This is a genomic window from Intrasporangium sp. DVR (assembly GCF_040365325.1).
Lineage (GTDB): Bacteria > Actinomycetota > Actinomycetes > Actinomycetales > Dermatophilaceae > Intrasporangium.
In genome coordinates this window covers 255,750-282,080 of the sequence record NZ_BAABZW010000016.1, presented here as the reverse complement: position 1 = coordinate 282,080, position 26,331 = coordinate 255,750, and the positions used below count along the sequence as shown (strand labels likewise).

The 26,331-nt window shown below is 70.1% G+C and carries 26 protein-coding genes; 14 read left to right on the top strand and 12 right to left on the bottom strand.

Translation table 11 applies throughout. The features are described from left to right. Positions 1–39: 39 nt before the first annotated feature. Positions 40–675, bottom strand: coding sequence for a histidine phosphatase family protein (locus ABWV20_RS13375; RefSeq protein ID WP_353355804.1), 636 nt, complete (start codon positions 673–675; stop codon positions 40–42). Between the two features lie 36 nt (positions 676–711). Here ABWV20_RS13375 and ABWV20_RS13370 point away from each other — a divergent pair, with 36 nt between their 5' ends. Continuing rightward, positions 712–1,608: a PhzF family phenazine biosynthesis protein gene (locus ABWV20_RS13370; RefSeq protein ID WP_353355802.1), complete on the top strand. Its 897-nt coding sequence runs from the start codon at positions 712–714 to the stop codon at positions 1,606–1,608. On the opposite strand, the gene ABWV20_RS13365 is transcribed toward ABWV20_RS13370, so the two are convergent. After that, complete coding sequence (locus ABWV20_RS13365; protein ID WP_353355800.1) at positions 1,597–2,352, bottom strand: TrmH family RNA methyltransferase; 756 nt, start codon at positions 2,350–2,352, stop codon at positions 1,597–1,599. The two genes, ABWV20_RS13370 and ABWV20_RS13365, sit on opposite strands and share 12 nt — an antisense overlap. Before the next feature lie 170 nt (positions 2,353–2,522). Between ABWV20_RS13365 and ABWV20_RS13360 the strand changes: the two genes are divergently transcribed. The 6 genes from ABWV20_RS13360 to ABWV20_RS13335 all read left to right on the top strand — a co-directional run bounded on the left by ABWV20_RS13360 (position 2,523) and on the right by ABWV20_RS13335 (position 8,730). Next, positions 2,523–3,698, top strand: coding sequence for an LLM class flavin-dependent oxidoreductase (locus ABWV20_RS13360; protein WP_353355798.1), 1,176 nt, complete (start codon positions 2,523–2,525; stop codon positions 3,696–3,698). Continuing rightward, positions 3,695–4,306 (top strand): CE1759 family FMN reductase, encoded by a 612-nt coding sequence (locus ABWV20_RS13355; protein WP_353355796.1) that lies wholly within the window; start codon positions 3,695–3,697, stop codon positions 4,304–4,306. Before ABWV20_RS13360 ends, ABWV20_RS13355 begins: the two co-directional genes overlap by 4 nt. Before the next feature lie 143 nt (positions 4,307–4,449). Next, complete coding sequence (locus tag ABWV20_RS13350; protein ID WP_353355794.1) at positions 4,450–4,836, top strand: DUF2695 domain-containing protein; 387 nt, start codon at positions 4,450–4,452, stop codon at positions 4,834–4,836. 47 nt (positions 4,837–4,883) lie between these two features. After that, positions 4,884–5,507, top strand: a complete 624-nt coding sequence (locus tag ABWV20_RS13345; protein ID WP_353355792.1) for an L-threonylcarbamoyladenylate synthase — start codon at positions 4,884–4,886, stop codon at positions 5,505–5,507. Positions 5,508–5,549: 42 nt separating this feature from the next. Beyond that, a complete protein-coding gene (locus ABWV20_RS13340; protein WP_353355790.1) occupies positions 5,550–6,734 on the top strand; it encodes a Fic family protein in 1,185 nt (394 codons plus the stop codon). A 31-nt stretch (positions 6,735–6,765) separates the two neighbouring features. Beyond that, positions 6,766–8,730 carry an alpha-amylase family protein gene (locus tag ABWV20_RS13335; protein WP_353355788.1) on the top strand — a complete coding sequence of 655 codons (1,965 nt, stop codon included), beginning with the start codon at positions 6,766–6,768 and terminating at the stop codon, positions 8,728–8,730. 39 nt (positions 8,731–8,769) lie between these two features. On the opposite strand, the gene ABWV20_RS13330 is transcribed toward ABWV20_RS13335, so the two are convergent. The 3 genes from ABWV20_RS13330 to ABWV20_RS13320 form a co-directional block, all read right to left on the bottom strand. After that, positions 8,770–9,924, bottom strand: a complete 1,155-nt coding sequence (locus ABWV20_RS13330; RefSeq protein WP_353355786.1) for a DUF2332 domain-containing protein — start codon at positions 9,922–9,924, stop codon at positions 8,770–8,772. Further along, the gene (locus tag ABWV20_RS13325; RefSeq protein ID WP_353355784.1) at positions 9,921–11,096 is read right to left on the bottom strand and encodes a class I SAM-dependent methyltransferase; all 1,176 of its coding nucleotides are present in this window, start codon (positions 11,094–11,096) and stop codon (positions 9,921–9,923) included. Before ABWV20_RS13325 ends, ABWV20_RS13330 begins: the two co-directional genes overlap by 4 nt. Positions 11,097–11,234: 138 nt before the next feature. Next, positions 11,235–11,744 carry a GbsR/MarR family transcriptional regulator gene (locus ABWV20_RS13320; protein ID WP_353355782.1) on the bottom strand — a complete coding sequence of 170 codons (510 nt, stop codon included), beginning with the start codon at positions 11,742–11,744 and terminating at the stop codon, positions 11,235–11,237. A gap of 59 nt (positions 11,745–11,803) precedes the next feature. On the opposite strand from ABWV20_RS13320, the gene ABWV20_RS13315 reads away from it, so the two are divergent. The 5 genes from ABWV20_RS13315 to ABWV20_RS13295 all read left to right on the top strand — a co-directional run bounded on the left by ABWV20_RS13315 (position 11,804) and on the right by ABWV20_RS13295 (position 17,108). Then, complete coding sequence (locus ABWV20_RS13315; protein WP_353355780.1) at positions 11,804–12,724, top strand: ABC transporter ATP-binding protein; 921 nt, start codon at positions 11,804–11,806, stop codon at positions 12,722–12,724. Beyond that, entirely contained in the window at positions 12,721–14,376 is a 1,656-nt protein-coding gene (locus ABWV20_RS13310) for an ABC transporter permease (RefSeq protein ID WP_353355778.1), read from the top strand. The genes ABWV20_RS13315 and ABWV20_RS13310 overlap by 4 nt, the downstream gene beginning before the upstream one ends. A 35-nt stretch (positions 14,377–14,411) precedes the next feature. Further along, positions 14,412–15,137: a YwiC-like family protein gene (locus ABWV20_RS13305; RefSeq protein WP_353355776.1), complete on the top strand. Its 726-nt coding sequence runs from the start codon at positions 14,412–14,414 to the stop codon at positions 15,135–15,137. Between the two features lie 134 nt (positions 15,138–15,271). Then, positions 15,272–16,648, top strand: a complete 1,377-nt coding sequence (locus tag ABWV20_RS13300) for an MFS transporter (protein WP_353355774.1) — start codon at positions 15,272–15,274, stop codon at positions 16,646–16,648. A 100-nt stretch (positions 16,649–16,748) separates the two neighbouring features. After that, complete coding sequence (locus ABWV20_RS13295) at positions 16,749–17,108, top strand: RNA polymerase-binding protein RbpA (RefSeq protein ID WP_353355772.1); 360 nt, start codon at positions 16,749–16,751, stop codon at positions 17,106–17,108. 132 nt (positions 17,109–17,240) lie between these two features. Here the strand turns inward: ABWV20_RS13295 and ABWV20_RS13290 are convergent, their stop codons facing one another. From ABWV20_RS13290 to kamD, 6 genes are all read right to left on the bottom strand, one after another. After that, positions 17,241–17,786, bottom strand: coding sequence for an FxsA family protein (locus ABWV20_RS13290; RefSeq protein ID WP_353355770.1), 546 nt, complete (start codon positions 17,784–17,786; stop codon positions 17,241–17,243). Then, entirely contained in the window at positions 17,783–18,616 is an 834-nt protein-coding gene (locus ABWV20_RS13285) for a polyprenol monophosphomannose synthase (RefSeq protein WP_353355768.1), read from the bottom strand. The genes ABWV20_RS13290 and ABWV20_RS13285 overlap by 4 nt, the downstream gene beginning before the upstream one ends. A gap of 7 nt (positions 18,617–18,623) precedes the next feature. Then, positions 18,624–20,264: an apolipoprotein N-acyltransferase gene (lnt, locus tag ABWV20_RS13280; protein ID WP_353355766.1), complete on the bottom strand. Its 1,641-nt coding sequence runs from the start codon at positions 20,262–20,264 to the stop codon at positions 18,624–18,626. Positions 20,265–20,326: 62 nt separating this feature from the next. Then, positions 20,327–20,731 (bottom strand): 3-aminobutyryl-CoA ammonia lyase, encoded by a 405-nt coding sequence (gene kal, locus ABWV20_RS13275; protein WP_353355764.1) that lies wholly within the window; start codon positions 20,729–20,731, stop codon positions 20,327–20,329. Beyond that, positions 20,728–21,474 (bottom strand): lysine 5,6-aminomutase subunit beta, encoded by a 747-nt coding sequence (gene kamE / locus ABWV20_RS13270; RefSeq protein WP_353355762.1) that lies wholly within the window; start codon positions 21,472–21,474, stop codon positions 20,728–20,730. Before kamE ends, kal begins: the two co-directional genes overlap by 4 nt. Next, the gene (gene kamD / locus ABWV20_RS13265; RefSeq protein ID WP_353355760.1) at positions 21,471–23,078 is read right to left on the bottom strand and encodes a lysine 5,6-aminomutase subunit alpha; all 1,608 of its coding nucleotides are present in this window, start codon (positions 23,076–23,078) and stop codon (positions 21,471–21,473) included. Before kamD ends, kamE begins: the two co-directional genes overlap by 4 nt. 168 nt (positions 23,079–23,246) lie before the next feature. Here kamD and ABWV20_RS13260 point away from each other — a divergent pair, with 168 nt between their 5' ends. Continuing rightward, positions 23,247–23,648: a DoxX family protein gene (locus ABWV20_RS13260; RefSeq protein ID WP_353355758.1), complete on the top strand. Its 402-nt coding sequence runs from the start codon at positions 23,247–23,249 to the stop codon at positions 23,646–23,648. 2 nt (positions 23,649–23,650) lie between these two features. Here the strand turns inward: ABWV20_RS13260 and kdd are convergent, their stop codons facing one another. Next, on the bottom strand, positions 23,651–24,745 hold the full coding sequence (gene kdd / locus ABWV20_RS13255; RefSeq protein WP_353355756.1) for an L-erythro-3,5-diaminohexanoate dehydrogenase: 1,095 nt from the start codon (positions 24,743–24,745) through the stop codon (positions 23,651–23,653). A gap of 90 nt (positions 24,746–24,835) precedes the next feature. On the opposite strand from kdd, the gene ABWV20_RS13250 reads away from it, so the two are divergent. Beyond that, complete coding sequence (locus ABWV20_RS13250) at positions 24,836–26,287, top strand: KamA family radical SAM protein (RefSeq protein ID WP_353355754.1); 1,452 nt, start codon at positions 24,836–24,838, stop codon at positions 26,285–26,287. Positions 26,288–26,331 lie beyond the last annotated feature (44 nt).

Genomic DNA, 26,331 nt, shown 5'->3' with positions numbered 1-26,331 from the left:
TATGCCGCTGAGCCCGCTCCCGCCGTCGAGCTGGGTCTGCTAGGTGGCGGCGTCCTTGAGCAGACGCCACGGCGAGAGGTTGTAGGTGCCGATGCAGCGGGTGGAGCGGTGGTGGGTGAGGACGCTCATCGACCCCGCGTCGAGGATGAGGTGCTGGCCGAACCGGGGGCTGCGCCCGAGCCACACGGCCGTGAGGACGCGGAGCGCGTGCCCGTGCCCGAAGAGGGCGACGTCGCCGCGCTCGAGGCTCGGCCAGACCTTGTCAATGACCTGCTGCGCCCGCGCAGCCACCTCGTCGACGCTCTCACCGGGAGTGTCACCGGGGACGACGCCGTCGACGAAGACCTCCCACGGTCGACCGAGCTGCTCGGAGATCTGCGCCGTGGTGATGCCTTCGTAGGCGCCGTAGTCCCACTCCCGCAGCAGCGGCTCGACCTCGAAGTCGCCGAGGCCGGCGAGCTCGGCCGTGTGGCGGGCCCGTTGCAGCGGAGAGACGAGGACCCGCTCGAAGCGCCGGTTGCGCAGGATGTCCGCGAGCTCCCGGGCGGCGGCTTCTCCGTCGGGAAGCAGGGGCAGGTCGGTCGTGCCCGTGTGCTGTCCGCTCAGCGACCACTCCGTCTCGCCGTGGCGGAAGAGGTAGATGCTGCCGGGAACGACACCGTCGGGGTGGGCCATGGGCGCAATCTAGCGGCACCGCGACAGACTGAGGCCATGACGCTCAGGTTCCGGCTGCTCAATGTGTTCTCCATCGACGACGATCCGTTCTCCGGCAACCCACTCTGCGTGTTCGAGGACGCCGGGTCGCTCGACCCGGCCCGCATGCAGGCCTGGGCCCGGCAGTTCAACCTCAGCGAGTCGACCTTCATCACCGCCGCCGACCTGCCGGCGGGCGAGGCGGACGTGCGGATCTTCACCGCGTCCTACGAGATGCCCTTCGCCGGCCACCCCACCCTCGGCACGGCCCACGTCGTCGCCGAGCTCGCCGCGGCCCTCGGCGCGCAGGAGGGCTCCGGCGAGGTCCTCGACGAGGTGACCCTGTCGATGCCGGCGGGCCGCATCCCCGTGCGGCGCATCCCCGGCGGCTGGCAGCTGCGCGCCAATCCCGCGGCTTCCCGGCCGCTCGAGGTGGCGCCGGCGGAGGTCGCGGAGGTCCTCGGCGTCGGTCCGGGCGCGGTCGTCGTCGACGGCGCGCACTGGGTCGACGCCGGCGTCGAGCAGCTGCTCATCGAGCTCGAGGACGCTGACGCGGTCGCGGCCTGCACCCCTGAGGTCCGGGGCCTGCACGAGCGGCTGGCCGTGCCGGGTCGGGAGCCGCAGGTGTACGTGTGGGCGTGGACGGGGGAGTCCACCGTCACCTCGCGGCTCTTCGCGGCGAGCGGCAGCGCGCTCGAGGAGGACCCGGCGACCGGCTCGGCGGCGGCCAACCTCGGCAGCTGGTTCGCGTTGACGGAGCGACGCGGACTCCAGGTGACGATCTCCCAGGGAGCGCAGGTGGCGCGGCCGTCGCAGCTCCACCTCTTGATCGACGACGAGGGCACCGTCTTCGTCGGCGGACGAGTCAGCGAGGTCGGCAGCGGGACGGTGGGCCAGGCCGGGTCACGTCCGTGAGCGCCGGACGAGCTCAAAGCTGACGACCGCCGCGGCCGCAGCGACGTTGAGGGACTCGACTCCGCCCGCCATCGGGATGGAGACCCAGCGGTCCACGAGGCGGGCGACGTCAGGTCCGGGGCCTGACGTCTCGCTCCCGAGCACGAACGCGACCGGCTCGGGCAGGTGCGCCGAGAAGAGGTCGTCCTCGCCGGAGGCGTCGAGACCGACGACGTGGAAGCCGTGCTCCCGGAGCGCGGTGACGGCCTCGACGGCGGTGAACGTCTTGAGGATCGGTGCCCGGAACGCGATGCCGGCCGAGGCCTTGACGACGAGGGGGTCGATCGAGGCGACCCCACGGCGGGGCACGACGATGCCGTCGATGCCGGCGGCCGTCGCCGAGCGCAGGATCATCCCGACGTTGGCCGGCGTGGTGATGCCGTCGAGGACCAGGACGGTGCGCAGGTCGGCGTGCTCGAGAGCAACCTCCAGGGGGAGCATGCGCGGTGCGACGACGTCGGCGAAGACGCCCTGGTCCTGCCTGCCGTTGCCGGCCAGCTTCTTCACCCGCTCGGCCGGGGCCGACTGGACGGTGATGCCCCGTCGCCCCGCAGCCCGGCGGATCTCGGTGAGACCGGGGCCGCGGGCGTTGTCGGCGATGACGACCTTGTCGACGTGCAGGTCCGGGTCGAGGAGCACCTCGTGGACCGGGTTGCGCCCGTAGACCGTGATGAACCGGTCCTTGGGTGAGATCTCGGGGGTCACGCGCTCAGGATCCCATGCCCGGGAGGCCTCTCGACGCACCCGAGCCGAGCGTGCGGACACGTCCCCGGGGAGCCGGCCCAGCGGCATACGGCCTCTCGTCTTCCGGGAATGCGCCGAGCGGTCGAGATGTTGGTATGCTTGAATCGTCAATTACCTAGGAGCTGGGACACATGCAGTTCGGGATCTTCACCGTCGGCGACGTCACCACCGACCCCACCACCGGTCGCACGCCCACCGAGCACGAGCGGATCAAGGCCACGGTCGCCATCGCGAAGAAGGCCGAGGAGGTCGGCCTCGATGTCTTCGCCACGGGTGAGCACCACAACCCGCCGTTCGTCGCTCCCGCGAACCCGACCGTGCTGCTGGCCCACGTCGCGGCCGTGACCGAGCGGATCGTCCTCACGACCGCCACCACCCTGGTCACGACGAACGACCCGGTGCGGGTCGCCGAGGACTACGCCTACCTCCAGCACCTGGCCGACGGACGAGTCGACCTGATGATGGGACGCGGCAACACCGGCCCCGTGTACCCGTGGTTCGGCAAGGACATCCGCGACGGGATCCCGCTCGCGATCGAGAACTACGCGCTGCTCCACCGCCTGTGGCGGGAGGACGTCGTCAACTGGCAGGGCAAGTACCGCACGCCGCTCCAGGGCTTCACGTCGACGCCACGGCCCCTCGACGGGGTGCCGCCCTTCGTCTGGCACGGCTCGATCCGCAGCCCCGAGATCGCCGAGCAGGCCGCCTACTACGGCGACGGGTTCTTCTCGAACCACATCTTCTGGCCAGCCTCCCACACCCGGCAGATGGTCCAGCTCTACCGCCGGCGGTTCGAGCACTACGGCCACGGGTCCGCGGACCAGGCGATCGTCGGTCTCGGCGGGCAGGTCTTCATGGGCAGGAACAGCCAGGACGCGATCCGGGAGTTCCGGCCCTACTTCGACAGCGCGCCCGTCTACGGCCACGGCCCCTCGCTCGAGGACTTCATGGCCCAGACGCCCCTCCTCGTCGGCAGCCCCCAGCAGGTCATCGAGGCCACCCTCGGCTACCGCGACTATGTCGGCGACTACCAGCGTCAGCTCTGGCTCATGGACCACGCTGGCCTGCCGCTCAAGACCGTCCTCGCGCAGCTCGACATCCTCGGCGAGGAGGTCGTCCCCGTGCTGCGCAAGGAGTTCGCCGCGCTCAAGCCGGCCCACGTGCCGGATGCGCCCACGCACGCCGCGCTCGTCGCCCAGGCGGGCGGCGCCCACGACGCAACCGTCTACGCCGCGGCCGACGACGTCACGGGCGCCTCGCCCGACGCCTCCCGCACCCCCGTCTCAGCGAAGGGAGCCACCTCATGACCACCCGTCTGGCCGTCGTCACGGCCGGTGTCACCGAGCCGTCGTCGACCCGGCTGCTCGCCGACCGCCTGACCGAGGCCGTCGTCCGGGCGCTCCCGGCCGAAGAGGTCAGCGTCGAGGTGATCGAGGTCCGTGCGGTCGCCCACGACCTGACCAACAACGTCCTCACCGGGTTCGCCTCGCCCGACCTGCAGGCCCGGCTCGACGCCATCGTCGAGGCCGACGCCCTCATCGTCTCGACGCCCATCTACAGCGCGTCCTACAGCGGCCTCTTCAAGATGCTCGTCGACGTCCTGCCCAAGGACTCGCTCCGCGGCAAACCGGTCCTCCTCGGCGCCACCGGGGGCACGGCGCGCCACTCGCTCGCCATCGACCACGCCCTGCGGCCGCTCTTCGCCCACCTCGGCGCCCTCGTCGCGCCCGTCGCCGTCTTCGCGGCGTCCGAGGACTGGGGAAGCGTCGAGGCCGGCCGCCTCGGCGCCCGCATCGAGCGAGCCGGGGCGGAGTTCGTCCGGCTCCTCACGGGGTCACCGGCACGTCCGGCCATCGACCCGTTCGAGGACGTCACGCCGTTCGCGGCCCTGCTGGCCGACGCCTCACGCACCTGACCCGCCGCTCGGTGGACCACGCAACGGCGTGGGGGTGACCTCGTCCACATCCCGCGTGGCCTCCGCCGTGCCGTCCACAGGGCTGCCCCGACACCCTGCCGCCCGCGCCCGACTCACGCAGGCTGGACGCGGAAGGGAGGGCCATGTCCAACGTCATCCACATCTTCACCGGCCACCCGGTCGACCCCGAGACCGGAGTCCTGCCCCAGCCGGGCGAGTGCCTCACGTGCTTCGTCCATCGCATGGTCGGTCTCGGTGGCTGCAGCGACGGGCTGGGCTGGGCCGAGCAGTACCGCCTCGCCCGCGCCCGCCGCGCCGTGACGCTGACCAGGCGACTCACCGCACAGGGTGCCCGGTGTGACTGCGACGTCGTGCAGGAGGTCTGGCAGCCCGGCCCAGCACTGTGGATCCGGGATCTCGGTTCCGGCACGCTCCAGCCACCGAGCGCCCTGCCTCCGTGTGCCGGCGTCCGTGGCGGATCGACGAAGCCCTGCTCACTCTGGGTCGCCGGGACGAGCCTGGCCCTGTGAGGGGACGGACCACCTGCCCGGTCGGGTGACGTGGCAGGGTGTGCGTCATGGCCAAGTACTTCGACGTGCACCCGGTCGATCCGCAGCCCCGGCGGATCGCCCAGGCCGTCCAGATCCTCAAGGACGGCGGTCTCATCGCCTACCCCACGGACTCCGGTTACGCGCTCGGGTGCTCGCTCGACAACCCCGAGGGCCGCGGTCGAATCCTGCGCACCCGCGGGCTGGACGAGCGCCACCACTTCACCCTCGTGTGCGCAGACTTCGCGCAGCTCGGCCAGTTCGCCCAGCTCGACAACGCCGTCTTCCGGGCCGTCAAGTCGCACACGCCCGGCGCCTACACCTTCATCGTCCCGGCGACCAAGGAGGTGCCGCGCCGCCTGCTGCACCCCAGGAAGCGGACCGTCGGGGTGCGGATCCCGGATCACCCGGTCGTCCGCGCCCTGCTCCAGGCGCACGGCGAGCCGCTCCTCTCGAGCACGCTGCTCCTGCCGGGCGACGAGGAGCCGATGAGCGACGGCTGGGCGATCAAGGAGCGCCTCGACCACCTCGTCGACGCCGTGGTCGACTCGGGGGAGTGCGGGCCCGAGCCGACGACCGTGATCGACTTCTCCGAGGGATATGCCGAAGTCGCGCGGATCGGCGCTGGAGATCCGGCCGATTTCCTGACGTAGTTAAGGATCCGTACTTTTCCTTAACTAAGATACGCTCATCCCATGAACTGGCCGGCGACCGGAGCGGTCTCACGGGAGTGGACCCCTGCCCCCGAGGGACTCGCCACGACCTCCCGGCGGGCCCGCCGACGGATCCCCGCCAGCTATCAGGCCGCCGTGGTGCCATCGATCGCCGACCATGTCATCGAGCTGCCCAGCGACCTCGCCGCCGACCTCGACGAGGCGACTCGACTGCTCACCTCCTTCGACGCCGGGGGAGCGGGCGAGGTCGCGCCCTTCGCCGCAATCCTGCTCCGCTCCGAGAGCGCGGCGAGCTCGCACATCGAGAACCTCACCTCCTCAGCCCGGGCACTGGCGGAGGCCACCATCGGTGCCGGGGACCGCACGAACGCCCTGTCGATCCTCGCCAACGTCCGGACCATGCAGGCCGCCATGGAGCTCGCGGGAGACCTCGACGAGGCATCGATCCTCGCCATGCACCGAGCGCTGATGACGGGGCAGAGCCGAGTGCGTCCGGGTCAGTGGAGGCAGGAGCAGGTCTGGATCGGTGGCAGTGGCGTGCATCCCGGCGACGCCGACTTCGTCGCTCCCGTCGCCGAGGCGGTTCCCGCGCTGATGAGCGACCTCGTCGCCTTTCTGCTCCGGGACGACGTGCCGCCACTCGCCCTGGCCGCGCTGGCCCACGCGCAGTTCGAGACGATCCACCCCTTCGCTGACGGCAACGGGAGGACCGGTCGCGCCCTGCTCCACGCCTCGCTGGTCAACACCGGCGTCATCCACCGCGTCACCGTCCCCATCTCGGCGGGCCTGCTCGTGACCAAGGCGCGCTACTTCGACGCGCTCACCTCCTACCGGGACGGCGATGCCGAGCCGATCCTCCGGTGCGTCGCCGACGCGGCGCGCGCCGGCGTCGTCGTGGGGGAGTCGCTGGTCGGTCGGCTGCGCGAGATCCGCGCGGGGTGGGGCGCTCGCGTCCAGGCACGGACGGACTCGGTGGTGTGGCGCATCGCCGACGTCCTGCTGCGCCAACCGGTCGTCACGGCCAGGCTCGTCACGAACGAGCTCGACGTGTCCGCGCCGACCGCACAGAGCGCCCTGGCTCGCTTGGTCGACGCCGGCGTGCTCCTCGAGTCGACCGGGTGGAAACGCAACCGGGTCTACCGCGCACCAGAGGTGCTCGACGCGTTGGACGGCTACGCCGAGACCCTCGGGCGGCGAAGCAGGTGACGGCGCCGCCCGCCTACGCTTGAATGCGTCCATGTCGAGCGGAGCAGCGGCCAGCGGAGCAGCGTCCACCACAGGAGAGCCCGAGACCACTGGGCACGTGCTCGACGAGCTGAGCCCGGCCCGACGCACGACACTGCAGCTGCGGCTCGAGCGCTGGGTGCCCGATCTCCGAGCGGCCCTCCGGGAGCTGTACCCCGCCGAGGACCTCGCCGCGGTCACCGAGCGCCTCACGGCCATCGCGGCACGGGGATACCGGGACCGCGACGAGGAGCTGCAGCTGCTCGACGAGCGGAGGCTGCTGCGTCCCGACTGGCTGCAGCAACCCACGATGTTCGGCTACGCCTGCTACACGGACCGGTTCGCCGGACGACTCTCGGACCTGCCCGCACGCCTGGACTACCTGTCCGAGCTCGGCGTCTCCTACCTCCATCTCATGCCCCTCCTGCAACCACGCGAGGGCGACAACGACGGCGGCTATGCCGTCGCCGACTACCGACACCTCCGAGCGGACCTGGGGACCAACGACGACCTGAGGGCGCTCACTCGCACCCTGCGCTCCCGCGGGATCTCGCTCGTCTGCGACCTCGTCCTCAACCACGTCGCCAGGGAGCACGAGTGGGCCCGGCGAGCCCGCGCCGGGGACGAGCGATACCGACGCTACTTTCACGTCTTTCCCGATCGCCGGGAGCCGGACGCCTTCGAGCAGTCCCTGCCCGAGGTCTTTCCCGACTTCGCCCCGGGCAACTTCACGTGGGACGAGGAGGTGGACGGTTGGGTCTGGACGACGTTCAACGAGTGGCAGTGGGACGTCAACTGGGCCAACCCCGACGTCCTCTGCGAGTACGCCGAGGTCGTGCTGCACCTGGCCAACCTCGGGGTCGAGGTGCTGCGCCTCGATGCCATCGCCTTCACGTGGAAGCGGCTGGGGACGTCGTGCCAGAACCAGCCCGAGGTCCACGCGCTGACGCAGGCGCTGCGCGCCGTGGCCCGGATCGCCTGTCCCGCTCTCGCGTTCAAGGCTGAAGCCATCGTCGGCCCCCGGGACCTGGTCCAGTACCTCGGCACAGGGCGCCACACGGGGAGGGTCAGCGAGCTGGCCTACCACAACAGCCTCATGGTGCAGGTGTGGTCGATGCTGGCGGCCGGGAACGTCGCCCTCGCCAGACACGCGCTGGCCCAGCTGCCGGCAACTCCACCGACGGGCACGTGGATCTGCTACATCCGGTGCCACGACGACATCGGCTGGGCCATCGACGACCAGGACGCCCTCGCCGTGGGGCTCGACGGTCCTTCGCATCGCCGCTTCCTCTCGGAGTGGTATGCCGGTGACCACCCCGGGTCATGGGCCGACGGGCTCGTCTTCCAGTACAACCCGGCGACCGGAGACAAGCGGATCAGCGGCACGGCAGCCGCCCTCGTCGGTCTCACCACGGCCCCGACCGCTGATGCGGTGAACCGCTCGCTGGCTCGGATGTTCCTGGCTCACGCGATCGTCGCCGGCTGGGGCGGGATCCCGGTGATCTGGAGTGGCGACGAGCTCGGGCAGCCCAACGACCCGCGCTGGTCGGCTGAGCCGGGTCACGAGGACGACAACCGCTGGGCGCACCGACCGCGGCTTGACTGGAGGTTGGCGGAGCACCGAAAACAGCTGTCCAGCACCGTGGGCAAGGTCTTCCAGGGGATCGCCCACCTGGCCAGGACCAGGGCATCACTCCCACAGCTGCATGCCTCAGCGGTCACGCACGTCGTCCCCGACTCCGACGACGGGGTGCTCGTGGTCGAACGGAGACATCCCAGCGGGAACATGGTGTGCGTCTACAACGTGACGGACACCTGGCGCCCGGTGTCGATGCACACCTTCGGCCGTGCCGGGATCAGCGAGCCGGTCAACGCCCTGAGTGGCCACGCGGTGATCGGGGGAGCAGACGGGAATGCGATGCTGAGCCCGTATGCAGCGTGGTGGGTGGTCGACGGAGCGGTCGCGTTGGAGTCCTGAATTCCCTTGTGGCACAATACGTTTCGCCGGTAATCGACATTATGATGTCGACGCGACCGGCGCCGGTGAGAGGTCGATCCACTCGCCGTGGGGGTGGCAGGTGCCCAGGACGAGCGGCTCGACCTCCGCGCCTGCTCGCCATCGACGGAGACCGAGGACCGTCTCGCCTGATCCCTCGCCTGATCCCTCGCGCGGTCCACGTGTGGCAGCGATGCCGGGGGCGGCACCGGGCGGCTCCGCGGTCAGCCAGGACAGCGCCGGCAGGTCGCGGCCCAGGGCGGTGAGCCGCTCGGCGAGAGCCGCCCGTCGCGAGCTCTCGACGTAGGTCAGCGCCCATGAGCTGTAGACGACGACGTGCTCGGCCGATGCTGACCCGGCGCGAGCGACGTCGACCACCTCGCCGACCCGGTCGACGAGGTCGCCCTCGAGGAGAGGGGCAGGGTGGCGTGCCGCGAGCGGCAAGGCCGCCTCGAAGCGTTCGACCCTGCCGGGGACATCAGGCCAGAGGCAGGCGCGAAGCCACCGGACGTCGGCCTCTCGGCCCAGGTGCACCGGGCTGCGGTCGACCCCGGCCCGCCCGGTGACTCGGGGCATCGCCTCGACCCGCACCGGGACCGGCGAGCGGTCAACGCCTCTGCACCGGACCGGTGAGCCGGGGTCGCCACCGACGGTGACGCGTCGGTCGCGGGTGAGCTCGATGGCGTAGCGGTCCACGCCGAGCAGCAGACCGGCACTGGCCCCGAGCTCGACCAGCGCCACTCCTTCCGTGCGGTCGTCTGGACGGTCGGCCGTGGCGGCGACCAGGCCCGCCGCCACGTAGACGCACCGGTTGACCTCGTTGGTCTGGATCGATCGCGAGGCGATGACGCTCATCAGCGTCCTTCGATGTGCGAGCACCGTGGAGCGCACGTCGGGCCACGGGTCACCCTGGGGCACCGCGTCCCGACCGACGACGCTCGCAAACCACCTGGCCGCGGGCAGACTCGGCTCCGCGAGCACGAGGTCGTGGAGTGCCGCCAGCCACAGCACGGGACGATCCTGACCCGGCGCGGCGGCGAGCAGGAGGCGCGCGGTCTCGTCGTCCTCGGCGAGCCGGCGCGCGAGCGCACCGTAGAGCGGCAGGTGGGCGTACTCGCGTGCGAAGTCCGCGAACCGTCGCTGGATCGTGGCCAGACGCCCGTCTCCGTCGTTCACGAGCGGTCCGTGGTCCGCCGGAGGAGGACGGCGACCTCGTGGTGCGAGGACTGGGGGAACATGTCGAACAGGCGGGCCTCCAGGGCCACGAACGACGGCAGCGCGCGGAGGTCCCGGGCGAGGCTCTCGACGTTGCAGCTCGAGTAGACGAGGTGACCGACTCGCGAGTCCTCGATCTGGGCGGCGAGGCCCGGGCCGATGCCGCGCCGAGGCGGATTGACGATCACGAGCGAGTCGGGACCGGCCGGCAGAGACCGCAGGATCCCGGAGTCCGTCGCGTCGCCGACCTCGAACACCAGGGAGCCGACGTCGGGACGCCTCTCGCGGAGCTCGGCGGCGCTGCGGCGTGCGCTCGCGACGGCATCGGGGGACAGCTCGACGCCACGTACGCGGCGACCCGTCCTGCCCTCGGATCTCGCCGCGTGGAGGGCGAATCCGCCCACGCCACAGTAGAGGTCGAGCACGTCGGCGGGCTGGACCCGGTCCACCCACTCAGCAGCCTGCAGGTACAGGGCGGCCGCGACAGCTGTGTTGGTCTGGAAGAAGCTGTTGGGCCGCAGGTGCAGGACGAGGCCGTTGACGGGCATGCTCAGCGCATCGGACTCGGACAGGACGATCTCGGTCGGCCCCTCGAGGATCGCCTGGTGGACTGGTTGAAGGTTCACCGAGATCACGGCGACCTCGGGCAACCGCTCCGTGACCACCGACAGTCGCGACCGCAGGAGGGCCAGGTGTCGTTGCGACCGGAGGACGAAGCGGAGCATGACCTCGCCGGTGGGGGAGCGGGTCAGCAGCACGTGCTTCAGCTCGCCCCGGCGGGCCGGGACGTCGTAGGGATCGAGTCGCAGCTCGTCGATGAGGTCGGCGACCCGGGGGATGAGGTCCTGCAGGCCGGGCTCGTGGAGGCCGCACGCCCGCAGGTCGACGCCGCGGTTCGAGTCGTCGAGGATGCCCAGGGTGACTGATCCGGGCTGCCCGGCGACCACGAGCTTGGCCTTGTTGCGAAAACCGGACTCCGGGCCGCTGACCGGACCCAGCCACGACACGGATGACGCAGCCTCAGCCAGCGCGGCGTGGCAACGCTCGTCCTTGGAAGCGAGCTGAGCGGCATACGGCATGCCCATCAGGGTGCACGAGCGGCACCGCGCGTCGTCGAAGTAGCTGCACTGCATCGTGCCCAAGGGTACGGCCCGTCGACTGGTCCCAGCCCGACCGGGGAAGGGTGGGGAGGGCACTCCTCGACAGGATAATGACATAATGTCGATTATCGGCGTAAACGCCATGCGGCCGTCGACCGGTGCATCCCAGCATCAGGCCTCGTCGTCGAACAGGGTGCGTCGGTGCTCCACCCAGCGGTCCATGATCTTGACCTGCTCGACCCGCAGGAACCGGTAGAACTCCTCCGTCTCACGCATCCGTCGTGCGCCCGCCGATCCACGCGGCAGGATCGTCGCGCCGTCGGCGGCTGCCTTCTCGTACATCTCCAACGCTGGGATCCGTTGCCGGAAGATCGTGCCCCAGACGTCCTCGTCGAACACCCGGTAGACATCGCTGCGTTCGCCCGGCTCTCGCTCCTTGGCCAGCAGCCCCACCCGGGTCAGGTACCGGACGGCGCCGGAGATCGCCGCGGCGCTGACGCCGACACCCTCGGCCAGCTCGGCAGCCGTGTAGCGCTCTGCGTCGTCAGCCAGGACGTAGGCGAACACCCTCGCCGGCATGCGCGGGAACCCCGACTCGGCGAGCACGAGCGCGAAACGCTCCACGAACCTCAGCAGCTCGGTGCGTTCGTCAGCGTCCCTCGGATCGGCCTCAATGTGCACGAACCCTCCCACCTCAAAAAACATTCACACTTTTGTGAAATGAGTGTAGCGTCGATCGCATGGCTTCGATCCTCGTTTCTGGTGTCCACAAGTCGTTCGGCTCGACCGTCGCTCTCGACGGCCTCGATCTCGAGGTCGCCACGGGCGAGGTCCATGGCTACCTCGGACCCAACGGTGCGGGCAAGACCACGACGATCAGGATCCTGCTCGGCCTCCTGCGCGCCGACCAAGGAACCGTTCGCCTCCTCGACGGTGATCCGTGGCACGACGCGGTCTCCCTCCACCGACGCCTCGCCTACGTGCCGGGCGACGTCAACCTCTGGCCCAACCTCACCGGCGGCGAGGCCATCGACGTGTTCGGCTCGCTTCGCGGCGGGCTCGACCGCGGCCGCCGAGACGAGCTCATCGAGCGTTTCGACCTCGACCCGACGAAGAAGGGCCGCACCTACTCCAAGGGCAACCGGCAGAAGGTCGCCCTCATCGCCGCGCTCGCGTCCGACGTCGAGCTCTACCTCCTCGACGAGCCGACCGCCGGCCTCGATCCCCTCATGGAGGTCGTCTTCCAGGACGTCATCCGGCAGCTGCGCGACGAGGGCAAGACGGTGCTCCTGTCGAGCCACATCCTCAGCCAGGTCGAGAAGCTCTGTGATCGCGTCAGCATCATTCGGCTCGGCAAGGTGGTCGAGACGGGCACGCTGCTCGACCTGCGACACCTGACGAGAACCACGATCGAGGCCGACACCCGCGACGTGCCAGTCGGGCTCGATGCCCTCGCGGGGGTCCACGACGTGACCGTCTCGGGCCACCGCGTGCGCTTCTCGGTCGACGGCGACCACCTCGACGCAGCGGTGCGCCACCTCAGCTCCCTCGGCCTCGGCAGCCTGGTCAGCCAGCCGCCGACCCTCGAGGAGCTCATGCTGCGCCACTACGGTGACGAGCTCGCCGGCAACGGACGCGAGAAGGTCGGGCAGGAGCGATGACCAGCACGACCACCCACTCCCCCGCGCCGGCCGTGCCGACGACTCACGACGGAGGGCCGCTCACCGGCTTCGGCACCCTCCTGCGGCTCATCGCCCGGCGTGACCGCATCCGCGTGCCGCTCTGGATTCTCGCCATCGCCGGCACGCAGGTGGCCGGAGCGGCGGCGTATCCAGGCCTCTACCCCGACGCCGCCGACCGACAGGTCCAGGCGGACATCATGGGGGCCAACCCGGCCATGAAGGCGATGACCGGCCCGGGGCATGGACTCGACGACTACACCTTCGGCGCCATGATGACCAACGAGTACCTCGGCTTCATGGTCATCTTCGCCGCCCTGATGAGCGTCTTCATGGTGGTCCGTCACACGCGTGCCGAGGAGGAGGAAGGCCGGGCGGAGCTCGTCCGTGCCAACGTCACCGGCAGTGCCGCCGCCCTGAGCGCAGCCCTGACGGCCGCGGTCGTCGCCAACGTCGTGCTGGCTCTGCTGGTGGCGGGGGGCATGGCCTCCCTCGGTATCGAGACGATCGACTGGCCCGGCTCGCTCCTCTACGGCGCCGCCTTCGCTGCCGTGGGCATCGTCTTCGCGGCGATCGCCGCGGTGACGACGCAGGTGACCCAGTTCGCCCGAGCCGCCTCCGGGATGGCGGGGGCGCTCATCGGGGTCGCCTACCTGCTCCGGGCCATCGGCGACGTCATGGACAACGGCCTCTCGTGGCTCTCCCCCATCGGGTGGTCCCAGGCCACCGCCGCCTACGTCGACAACAGCTGGTGGCCGATCATCCTGTCCCTGGTCGTCGCCGCAGCGCTGACCGCGAGCGGCTTCCGGCTCGCTGGTCGCCGAGACCTCGGTGCCGGCCTCCGAGCGGAGCGCCGCGGCGTGGCACAGGCCTCGGGCGCTCTCGGCACTCCCCTGGGACTCGCCTGGCGACTGCAGCGCTCGACGGTGATGTGGTGGAGCATCGGCATGTTCGTCTTCGGCGCGTCCTACGGCTCGGCCATCGACGTCATCGAGGACTACGCGGACAACGACGTGGTCGCTGATCTCGTGGAGAGCATGGGCGGGACCACGCTGACCGACTCCTACCTGGCGATGATCATGGGGATCCTCGCGATCGTCGTCAGTGTCTTCGCCGTGACGGCGGCCCTGCGGCCCCGACGTGAGGAGACGTCGGGACGGGCCGAGGGCGTCCTCGCCACCGGCGTCTCGCGCACGGAGTGGTACGCCTCCCACCTCGTCATCGCGCTCGTCGGCAGCGTCGTGGTGCTGTTCGTCACCGCCCTCGGGCTCGGACTGGCGGCCTTGGGCACGTCGAGCGGCGGCTCCATCCTCGGTGACGTCATCCCGGCGATGCTCAGCTACACGCCGGCCGTGTGGGTGACCGTCGGCGTCGCGCTGCTCGCGGCCGGCTGGGCCCCGCGGGCAACGCTCGTCGCCTGGCTGCTCGTCGTCTACGCCTTCTTCATGCGCTACATGGGGGCACTGCTCGACCTGCCCCAGTGGATGATGAACCTCTCCCCCTTCAGCCACGTCGCCTCGATGCCGGCAGCCGACTTCCGGGCCACGCCGGTGCTGCTCCTGACGGCACTGGCGGTCGTCCTCATCACCGTCGGGCTGGCCGGCTTCAACAGACGGGACATCGAGGCGACCTGACGTCGCGCCCGGTGAACGGCGTCTAGGCTCGGGCCGTGAGCAGGTCCCGGGGTCCCGGCTGGGTGCCCAACCAGCACGGCGCGTGGGCCATGCTCGCCTCGCCCCTGGCCGTCGGCATCCTCGCCGGAGGTCCGGCGTGGGTGCACCTGCCGCTGACCGCCTTCTGGTTCGTCGGCTACTTCGCGTTCTTCGCCACGAGCCTGTGGCTCAAGGCCGGGCGTCGGGCGCGCTACCGGCCTCCGGTTCGCACCTACGGCGTCGCCGCGCTCGTCCTCGGTGTCATCACCGTCGTCGCCCAGCCCGGGCTCCTCGTCTGGGCACCCCTGTTCCTGCTCCCCCTCGGCGTCGGGCTCGCCGCTGCCGCGGCCCGCCGCGAACGCGAGCTGCTCTCGGGCCTGGCGACCGTGGTGGGCTCCGGTCTGATGACCGTCGTCGCCTACGCCGCCGGGCCGGGCACCGATCTCACGCGCGCCTGGCTGCTCGCGCTGGTCCAGTTCCTCTACTTCGCCGGGACGGTGTACTACGTCAAGTCCGCCATCCGCGAGCGTGGCAACGACCGGTTCCGCCGGTTGAGCGGTGCCGCCCACGCCGGGGCGACCCTGGTGGTCCTGACATTCTCGCCGTGGCTGGCCGTGGTCTTCGTCCTGCTCACCGTCCGGGCCGTGGCCGTGCCGCCGCTCGGGGCCTCCCCGAAGCAGCTCGGCATCGGCGAGATCGTGGCGACGACCGTCGTCGCCCTGGTCTCGCTCCTCACGGTGTAGGGCCGGCTCCCAGGGCGGGAGGGCGGGAAGGGCGGCTGGGCAGCCGAGGGGCTCAGCGGCATACGGCGTTCTCGTTCAGCGAAGATGACGTGTCTCGCCACTGCCGACGGCGCCCGTGTGGGAAAGTGCGACCCATGACCGACGTCGCCGTCCACGAGGCCCGGCCAGAGACGAAGGAGCAGCGCTCCTGGTACTGGTACGACTGGGCCAACTCCGCCTACGTCACGACGACGGCGACGGTGCTCATGAGCCCCTACCTCACGTCCGTCGCGAAGGCTGCGGCCTGCCCCGACCTCGCTGACGGTGCCGTGTGCGCCACCAACCTCATCTTCTTCGGCATCCCCATCTCGCCGGGGTCCGTCTACCCGTACACGGTGACGATCTCGACCATCGTGTCCGCGATCATGCTGATCTTCATCGGGGCCATCGCCGACCGGAGCACCCAGCCGACCCGGTTGTTCGCCGGCTTCGCCTGGGCCGGGGCGGCAGCGGCCTGTCTGATGTTCTTCGTCTCCGGCACGAACTGGCAGCTCGGCGTGCTGCTCGTCATGGTGGCCAGCCTCTGTCTCGGGGCGTCCATGGTCATCTACGACTCGCTCCTGTGTCGCATCGCCAACGAGAACGAACGTGACCGTGTCTCCTCAAAGGGCTGGTCCTTCGGCTACCTCGGCGGAGGGATCCTGCTCGCCCTCAACTTCGCCCTCGACCTCTTCCACGAGGACCTGGGGCTCGACCGGGCGACCTCGACGCGCGTCAGCCTGCTCAGTGCCGGGCTGTGGTGGGCCGCCTTCACGATCATCCCCTACCTCGGGTTGCGGCACATCACGGGCACCGTCGCCACCCCGGTCGACCGGACGGCGGGCGTACTGGGCGGCAGCCTCACCCAGCTGCGCACGACGTTCCGCGAGCTGCGCCTCTACCCCCAGACCCTGCTCTTCCTCGTCGCCTACCTGTTCTTCAACGACGGGATCCAGACCGTCATCGGCAGTTCCAGCCTCTACGGCATCGAGGAGCTGAAGTTCGACGAGACCTTCGTCCTCGGCGTCTTCCTCTTCGTCCAGTTCGTCGCCTTCTTCGGCGCCCGGCTCTTCGGGCGGGTGGCCGGGCGGATCGGTGCCTGGCGCACCGTGCTCTCCGGGATCGGGCTCTGGACCGTCGTGGTCGTCGTCGCCTTCGTCACCCCGCAGCGAGCGACGACCGTCTTCCTCGCCCTCGGCTTCCTCATCGGCATCGTGCTCGGGGGGACCCAGGCGCTCTCCCGCTCGCTCTACAGCCAGCTCATCCCGAAGGGCCGCGAGGCCGAGTTCTTCAGCCTCTACCAGGCGATGGAGCGCGGGACGAGCTGGCTCGGCACCCTGGCCTTCGGGTTGACCTTCCAGTTCACCGGTTCCTACCGGTGGGCGATCGTCGTCCTCATCCTCTTCTTCGTCGTCGGCGGGCTGCTGCTGGCCAAGGTCGACATGCGACGTGGGATCGAGGAGGCGGGCAACCCCATGCCCGTCGTCGTCTGACCTCCGGGAACAAGCCAACCGTCTGGCTCGTTCAAGCGTCTGTGAGGGTAGGTACCCGCGTGGGTACAGGCCAGGAACAGACTTCTTGGGAGGGGTCACGATGGCAGATCGAGCACTACGAGGTTCGAACCTCGGCGCACGCAGTTTTGAGAGCGACGAGAACGTCGTGCCCAGTGAGCGGATGCTCACCGTCTACGTCTGCCCCAACGGCCACCGCACCGAGCTCCCCTTCTCGGTCGAGGCGGATGTGCCGCCGACCTGGGAGTGCCGCTGTGGGCTCGAGGCCCGCCTCCAGGGTGGTCCGGAGCCGGAGGCGAAGCCGGTCAAGCACCAGCGCACCCACTGGGACATGCTGCTCGAGCGGCGTTCCATCCCGGAGCTCGAGGAGCTGCTCGAGGAGCGCCTGACCCTGCTTCGGGTGTCTCGCGGCGAGAAGCCACGACGCAAGAAGTCAGCCTGACCACCTCACTCCTGGCCTGAGAGGGCCCGTCCTGTTCGTGGGGACGGGCTCTTTCTCATGCCCGGCCGGGTCACGGAGATCGGTCACTGACCGGCGGGTCACCCGTGGCGACGGCCGCGAGGTCAGCGGTCGTCAGTCGTCGACGATCTCGCCCTCGATGACGTCGTCGCCCGGGCGTCCGTCTCGACCGGACCCGCGTGCCCCGGGGGCACCGGCCGGTGGGAAGACCCTCCCGCTGAAGCCGCTCCTGCCGAACTCGCTGCCGACAAAGGGCGTCTGCGCGAGGAGTCGCCTGGTGATGACCTTCTCCAGGAGCCGGCGCGCTGCCGGCCGCGTCACCGGGACGACCAGAGCGAAGCCAACGAGGTCGGTGAGGAACCCGGGCGTCAGCAACAGCGTGCCGCCGATGAGCACCAACATCCCGTCAGCGAGCTCGCGGGCCGGCATCCGCCCGCTCTGCAGGGCGGTGACGAGAGCGCCCCAGGCTCGCGCTCCCTCGAGACGAATGAGCCAGGCCCCGAGGACTGAGATCGCGACGAGCAGGAAGAAGGTGGGCCAGCCCCCGATCACCTGCCCGACCCCGACGAGCGCCATCACCTCGAGGATCGGGACGACGAGCAGCAGCAGCGCGGCGACCCGGGTCGGTCGCAGCCGTCCCCGACGCGGCGGCGTCGTCATGGCTTCCGTCCCACGTTCTCGGTGCCCGGGCCTACGGCGCCACCGTCCTCCACGCGGACGAGGGACTGCGCGCTCCTGCGCTCCAGGAGGGACCTCACCTGCCCGACCCGGTGCGTCACGCCCCACCTGGTGACGCTGGTCAGAGCCTCGCGGACGATGTCCTTGCCCATCTTCGAGACGCCGACCTCGCGCTCGACGAACGTGATCGGCACCTCGACGACCGTGAGCCCCGCCCGGACCGCCCGGACGGTGAGATCGATCTGGAAGCAGTACCCCTGCGACTCGACCCCGTCCAGGCCCATCGCGCGCAGGGCGCTCGTGCGGTAGGCACGGAAGCCCGCCGTCGCGTCGTTGACCTTCATCCCGAGGAGCACCTTGGTGTAGAGGTTCGCTCCCACCGAGAGGACCTTGCGTCGCAACGGCCAGTTGCGGACCTCACCTCCGGGGACCCAGCGGGCGCCGATGACCACGTCGGCGTCGTCGAGCGCGGACAGCAGGGCCGGCAGCTGCTCCGGCTGGTGCGAGCCGTCGGCGTCGATCTCGACCGCCGCGTCGTAGCCCTCCTGCAGGGCCAGGGCGAACCCGGCGAGGTAGGCACGGCCGAGTCCCTCCTTGCCCGCGCGGTGCAGCACCCGAACCCGTGGGTCGCCTGCCGCGAGCTCGTCGGCGACAGCGCCGGTGCCGTCCGGCGAGTTGTCATCAAGGACGATGAGGTCGGCGTCCGGCACGCTCGACCGCAGCCGGGCGATGATGGGCGGCAGGTTGTCGCGCTCGTTGTAGGTCGGGACGAGCACGGCCACCCGGCTCACGGCCTCGCGCTTCGATGTCATGCTGGTGTCAGTCCCATCCTTGGTCGTGAGTCTCCGTGCGGATCCGGGGCGTGACCGCGTCCGAAGCCGGTTGACGAGCTGCTTTCGGTGGTGCGCCGAGCCGCGTGCTGCGTCCCCGGCGGGTGGACACCACCACGAGGGTCACGAGGGCCAGTGCCGCCAACAGCTCCGGCAGGTCGCCGAGCCTGACGGCAGGGGTCCGTGAGTCACGCAATGGTAGGGCACCGCGCACCACCGCCTCTGTGAACAACGACGTCACCTGGTGAGCGGTTCCGTCCGGAGTGATCAGGGCGCTCTGTCCGACCGTGGACACGTGGACGACCGATCGACCGAGCTCCATCGCCCTGATCCTGCTGATGGCCAGCTGTTGCGGTGACTCCGCCGTGTAGCCGAAGGTCGCGTTGTTGGTCTGCACGACGAGGACGTTGGCGCCGGCGTTGACGACATCGCGCATGATGTCGTCGTAGGCGACCTCGAAGCAGATCGACAGGCCGGCCCGGATCACCGTCCCCGATGTCGTCGGAACGGTGAACAGTCCCACCTCGGAACCCGGGTAGAAGTCGCGGCGCACGAGATCGACCTTGTCGCTGAACAGGCGCCAGAAGTCCCGGTTGGGGATGTACTCGCCGAACGGCACGGGGTGGCGCTTGACGTAGCGGTCCGTATCACCCGACCCGGGCTCGAAGAGCAGCGAGGTGTTGGAGAGGTAGCCCTCCGGTTCTTCCAGCAGCCCACCCACGACCAGTGGGACACCGGTCTGGGCAACCGTGTTGCGGATGAGTCGGTTGGCATCCTCGTTGCGCAGGGGGTCGATGTCGGAGGCGTTCTCCGGCCAGACATACAGATCCGGGGCGGGCTGACCCTCAGCCGCCGACTCCGCGGCGGCCGCGAGCGTGGCGTTGACGTGGTTGTCGAGCACCCTGCGCCGCTCGGCGTTGAAGTCGAGACCGGGGCGCGGAACGTTGCCCTGGACCCCGACGAACTCCGCGGTGGCCCCGTCGGTGCCCAACGGAACCAGCAGCCCAGACAGCCCCAGGACCGCAGCCAGCACGGCCGGGCGCAGGCCCGCTCCCCTGGCGACCTCCAGCCGCGGAACACGCCGGAGGCTCGGCGCCGTACGGGTCGGGACCCGCCCCAGCGCGTGGGCCGCAACCATCGCGAGAAGACCCCCGACCAGGGCGACGACGAAGCCGACCAGGGGCGAGCCCCCGAGGGCGGCGAGGCGGCCGAAGGGAGAGTCCGCCTGGGAGAAGGCGAGCTTGACCCACGGGAAGCCCCCGTAGGGTGCCCGGGCCCGCAGGCCCTCGGCGACGACCCAGGCCAGCGCGAACCCCAACGGACGGACCGCGCCGCGCCGAGTCAGCCAGGCGTACAGCGCCCCGAGCGCCGCAATGAACAGCGCCTGAAGGCCCGAGAGGGCGAACCACGGAAGGTTGCCGACGTACACGCCGGACCAGTGCAGGGTGGGCACGAAGAAGGCCAGGCCGGCCAGCAGGCCGAGGCCGAAGCCCGCGCGAACGCGGACCCCGGTCAGGGTCAGGGCGAGCAGGCCGAGCGCCAGGGGCGCCGCGACCCACAGGTCGAAGGTCGGGAACGCCAGGCACAGCACTCCCCCACCAGCGAGGGCACCGAGCACGCGAGGCAGCACGCGCTCACCGTATGCCGAAACGTCGGCCACACCGATGCCGGGGGCCGTTCCTGTGGCTGGGGTCAGGGAACGACGACGACGCCACGGGCCGTCGTCGCGACGATCGGCGGCGAGAGCACGTCGGCCGCCGAGGCGCCGCGGTCCGGGTTGCCGCGGCCCACGACGCGGACCTCGAACGTCATCTCCCGGCTCCGCCGGCCGACCCGGACCAGCTCCCCCGAGATCTCGATGACGTCACCCGCCCGCACCGGCGCGAGGAACTGGACGTCGCTGTAGGAGGCGAAGAGGCCCTCGTCCCCGTCGGTGACGATGCACATCTCGGTGGCCACGTCGCCGAATGCGGCCAGGGAGTACGCCCCGTCGACCAGGTTGCCTGCATAGTGGGCGTGGCTGTAGGGGACGTAGCGCCGGTGCACCACCCGGGTGCCGACCTCCGCCGTCGACCGGCCGCGGACGTTCTCACTCATGACTTCGCCTTTCGGACAGTGATCTCGTGCACCAGGTAGCTCGCCACCTCGGCCGGCGTCGTGCCGCGTCCGAAGATGCGGTCGACCCCCAGGCTCGCCGCGGAACCCTCCTCGAAGCGCGGGCCGCCGACGACGAGGATGGGCACCTGACCGGCCGGATAGGCCTCGCGGAACGCTGCTGACATCTGGGTGGTGTTGTGGATGTGCGCGTCCTTCTGGGTCACGACCTGGCTCACGAGGACGGCATCGGCCTTCTCCGTGCGGGCCCGCGAGACGAGCTCCGGGACGAGCACCTGGGCGCCGAGGTTGACCACCTTGATCTCCCGGTAGTACTCGAGACCCTTCTCCCCGGCGAAGCCCTTGATGTTGAGGATGGCGTCGATGCCGACGGTGTGCGCGTCGGTGCCGATGCACGCACCGACGACGACGAGCTTGCGTCGGAGCAGCTTCTTGATCGCGGTGTTGGCGTCCTTGGCCGACAGGAGCGGGAACTCCCGCTCGGTCACCTCCACCTCGTCGAGGTCGACCAGATGGGTGACGCTCCCGTAGACGACGAAGAACGTGAAGTCGGGCCCCATCGCCTTGGCGTGGACGAGCAGGGCCGGGTCGAGCCCCATCCTCCGGGCGAGCTGCAGCGCGGCGCCCTCGGCGCGCTTGTCGTGGGGCACGGGCAAGGTGAACGACAGCTGCACCATGCCGTCTCCGGTGGTGTCGCCGTAGGGACGGACGATGGAGGCGCTCACGTCGCTGCCCTCCCCGCCGGGACGCCCGCATCGAGGGCGGTGATCGCGGGGTTGTCGTAGCCGGGAGCGCGCTCGACGACACCCTCGAGGCCCTTGCCTGCGTCAGCCGGCCGCTTCATCAGGCCGAAGGTCCCGTCCGCGATGGCCGCGAGGAGCGGCGGGTCTCCGGCCGGGTCCGAGTCGTGGACGATCCGCTCGAGCAGGTCGACGGCCTCGGAGAGCACCTGGCGGGCCCGCGACTGGATGAAGCCGTCGCGCGGAGGGTGGAAGTCCTCGACGAGCCCGCTCGCGGCATTCATGACGTAGCGGACGTTCTGGAGGGCGAGGTCTCGGTCCGAGAGGAAGGGGGTGACGACGGCCTCGGTCATCATGCCGACGAGCAGGATGCCCTGTCCGGTCATGGCACCGACGAGGTTGAAGAAGCCGTCGAGCAGGTAGCCCCGGAAGATGTCGCCGGTCATGTGCTTCGTGGGCGGCATCCACTTGAGCGGCGCGTGGGGGAAGAGCTGGCGGGCCAGCATGGCGTGGGCCAGCTCGAGCCGGAAGCTGTCCGGCAGGTCGGGATTGATCTCGAAGGCGTGGCCGAGGCCGAGCTGCCAGTCCTCGAGCCCGGCCTCCTTGGCGAAGCGCTCGTTGAGCAGCTGGCTGACGGTCACCGTGTGGGCCGCCTCGACCGCGTCGGCCGTGGTCAGGTAGTTGTCCTCACCGGTGTTGATGATGATCCCGGCACGAGCGTGGATCTGACGCGAGAAGCGCTGGTCCACGAAGGTCCGGATCGGGTTGATGTCGCGAAAGAGGATGCCGTACATCGAGTCGTTGAGCATCATGTCGAGACGCTCCATCCCGGCCAGGGTGGCGATCTCCGGCATGCACAGGCCCGACGCGTAGTTGGTCAGGCGCACATAGCGGCCCAGCTCCTTGCTGACCTCGTCGAGGGCCGCGCGCATCAGGCGGAAGTTCTCCTGCGTCGCGTAGGTGCCCGCAAACCCCTCCCGCGTGGCCCCTTCGGGCACGTAGTCGAGAAGGGACTGGCCGGTGGAACGGATCACGGCGATGACGTCGGCCCCCTCTCGGGCCGCCGCCTGCGCTTGCGGGATGTCCTCGTAGATGTCGCCCGTGGCGACGATGAGGTAGACCCAGGGTTTCTGCGGCGGGTCGCCCAGGCGGGCGACGAGGCGGTCGCGAGTGCGGCGGGAGGCGTCGATGCGCTTGAGTCCGGCTCCGACCGCGCGCGCTGCGGCTCGGTGCGCTGCCTTCTCCTCGCGCCCCACCGGCAGCCGGAAGGAGACGTTGCCGCTCGAGGCCTTCTGGGCCAGCGTCTCCAGGTCGGGCGCCTCTCCCCGGAGCAGCGCGTCGTAGACCGGCGTCGTGACGCCGTGCTCGAGCCCCACCTGGTGGCGGACCGCAGTGACGAGGTGGTTGACCCAGGGAACCCGCTCGTGGTCGGCACCGGACAGCCCGGCAAGTCTCAGGGTCGCGCGCTCGACGGAGACCGTGGTGTGGCGCTTGGCGATCGAGACGACGGGCGCAGCCGCCTGGCGAGCGAGCGCCCGTGCCCTGCGGACGACCTCTGGGTCGAGTTCGAGACGTGCCGGAGAAGTCACGGCGTCAGCCTAGCGAACACGGACATCTTGCGGTTGCAGGGGGCAACGGCCGGAAGATCAGCGGCGCCACCGCGCGTATCGGACCTGCGTGACATCAGCGACAAAGAGGAGGACGATGGATATGTTGAAGATGTAACCATTTGCCGCCCTTCCCTCCAGGAGCGAACCATGGATGTCGCACTTCTCATCGGCCGGATCCTCTTCGTCCTCGTCTTCTTCGGGTCGGGCATGGCCCACCTGACGAAGACGGCTGACATGGCCGGCTACGCAGAGTCACGTGGCCTGCCCTCCGCGCGACTGGCCACCATCGCGTCGGGTGTGCTCATCGTCGTGGGGGCACTCATGGTGCTGCTCGGCGTCTGGGGCGACCTCGGGTCCCTGCTGCTCGTGCTCTTCCTCGTCCCCACGGCCTTCCTCATGCACGCATTCTGGAAGGAGAGCGACCCGATGACCAAGCAGATGGAGATGATCCAGTTCAACAAGGACATCGCCCTCGCCGGAGCCGCGCTCGCGTTCTTCTGGGCGTTCGCCCATGACCCCGGGCTCACGCTCACCGGCTCCCTCTTCTGACGTCAGCCGCCGTTCGGCTCGAGGCGGCTCTCGAAGAGGGCGCGCACCCTCGGGTTGCTGCGGAGGAGATCGAGGGCGAGGTCTGCGTGGCCCGGGACGTAGCCGTTGCCGATGAGCATCCGCACGTCCGACGCGAGGCCCTCAGCGCCGAGTGCCGCTGCGGCGAAGCTCGTGGCCATGCTGAAGAAGATGATGGTCCCACCCTGGGAGGTCGCCAGGATGGCCGGCTGCTCACACCCCGGCACGTCGACGCACACGACAGTGACGTCGGCCGGGCCTCCGGCGCGCTCGACGGCCCGGCTCAGGCCGAGGGGCGAGCGCGCGTCGGCGATGACGACCTCGTCGGCCAGACCGGTGGATACGAGCAGGTCGCGCTCGCGCTCGATGGGAACGACAGCGATCAGGCGTCCTGCGCCGGCTCGGCGGGCCGCCGCCAGGGAGAGCGAGCCCGACTTGCCGGCGCCGCCCAACACCGCGACGGTCGGGGGTGTGCCATCGCCGATCCGCCCGCTGGTGTAGTCCTGCACGACTCGCTCGACCAGGGCCGGCGCGCCACAGACGTCCATGACCATGAGCGAGAGACGAGGGTCGAGGTCCTCGGGGATCCGGGCGGCGATGGTGCGCCCGAAGAGGATGGCGTGGCCGCGGGCCGGAACCTGCTCGCATCGGCCATCCCATCGCTCGAGCCCGTCGGTGATGGCCAGCGGGGTCAGGGACAGGGAGACCAAGGTGGCCACCCGGTCCCCGACCTGGAGGCCGGTCGGGCTCTCGGGCCCGACCTCGGCCACGGTGCCGATGAGCATGCCGCCTGAGCCGGTCACGGGGTTCTGCATCTTTCCGCGCTCCGCGATGATCTGGAGCACTTCCGTGCGGACGGCGTCGCCATCGACGATCCCGTCGCTCGAGTGCTTCTCCGCGAGCTGGCGGAACGATGCCGCGTCGAGGTTGAGGGTCTCGACGTCGATCCGCACCTCGTCGGGCCAGAGCTCGGGGCGGGCGTCGAGCCGACGCGCGGCTTGCGGCAGTGTGGCGGCGTCGCCCGTCGGCTCGAGGACGCGGTGGAGCCCCACCGGAGATGAGGTCGAGCGAGTGGTCACGAGTAGATCCTTCGGTGGTTGGGGCGCTGAGCGCAAGATCCTCTTGCAGCATACGAGATCGACGGCGAATGCTTCGGCTATCGTGGTCATATGACCAAGGTTGAGCAGCCCTACGTGTACCAACGACGTGAGCTCGTGGAGCCCGACTGGACGCGCTTCCCGGGATGGCGTGGCGTCACCCAGGCCGACTGGGACAGTGCCCAGTGGCAGCGCGTCAGCTGCGTCCGCAACGTCAAGCAGCTGCGCGCCCTCATGGGGGACCTGCTGGAGGACCGGTTCTACACCGACCTCGAGCGGGACCAGGCCGAACGCGCCACGATGTCCATGCTCGTGCCCCCGCAGATGCTCAACACGATGGTGCCGTCGACGGACACGCCGATGCCCAGCGCCGGGGCCGCCTTCACCGAGGCGTTCTACGCAGACCCGATCCGCCGCTACATGCTCCCGGTCTTCTCCGACCGCCGGACCGACTGGCCGTCGCACCCCTTCGCGTCCCGCGACTCGCTGCACGAGCACGACATGTGGGTTGCCGAGGGACTGACGCACCGCTACCCCACCAAGGTGCTCGCCGAGCTGCTCCCGACGTGCCCGCAGTACTGCGGCCACTGCACGCGCATGGACCTCGTCGGCAACTCGACTCCGCAGGTCAACAAGCTGAAGTTCGAGCTGAAGCCGGTCGACCGCTACGACGCCATGCTCGACTACCTGCGTCGGACCCCGGCCGTGCGCGACGTCGTCGTCTCGGGCGGTGACGTGGCCAACATGCCCTGGAAGAACCTCGAGGCCTTCCTCGACCAGCTTCTCGAGATCGACAACATCCGCGACATCCGGCTCGCGACGAAGGCGCTGATGGGCCTGCCCCAGCACTGGTTCGCCGACGACGTCGTGGAGGGCGTGGCCCGCGTCGCCGCCACGGCACGCGCCCGCGGCGTCTCGCTGGCCATCCACACCCACGTCAACAACGCGCAGTCGGTCACTCCGTCGGTGGCCCGCGCCTCCCGGGCGATGCTCGAAGCGGGCGTCCGGGACGTCCGGAACCAAGGGGTGTTGATGCGCGGCATCAATGACTCGACCGAGCAGCTGCTCGACCTGTGCTTCGCCCTCGCCGACGGTGCCTCGATCACGCCCTACTACTTCTACATGTGCGACATGATCCCGTTCTCCGAGCACTGGCGACTCTCGCTCGCCGAGGCCCAGCGCCTGCAGCACTCGATCATGGGCTACCTCCCCGGCTTCGCGACGCCTCGCATCGTCTGCGACGTGCCGTTCGTCGGCAAGCGGTGGGTCCACCAGCAGGACGAGTACGACACCGAGCGCGGCGTGTCCTACTGGCGGAAGAACTACCGCACGTCCATCGAGGGCGAGGACACGGAGGCTCTCTCCCGCGAGTACGTCTACTACGACCCGATCTACACGCTTCCCGCCGCGGGTCAGCAGTGGTGGCGGGAGCAGGTCGACCACGATGCGCTCCTGGTCACCGCGGGACAGCGAGCCGCCGAGAGTCGTGCCGCCGCCGAGTCACAGCTCGTTGACGCCCACTGACCAGAGGTCGCTCCCCCGCTGCCGAGGGCGGTTCCACCCTTCGG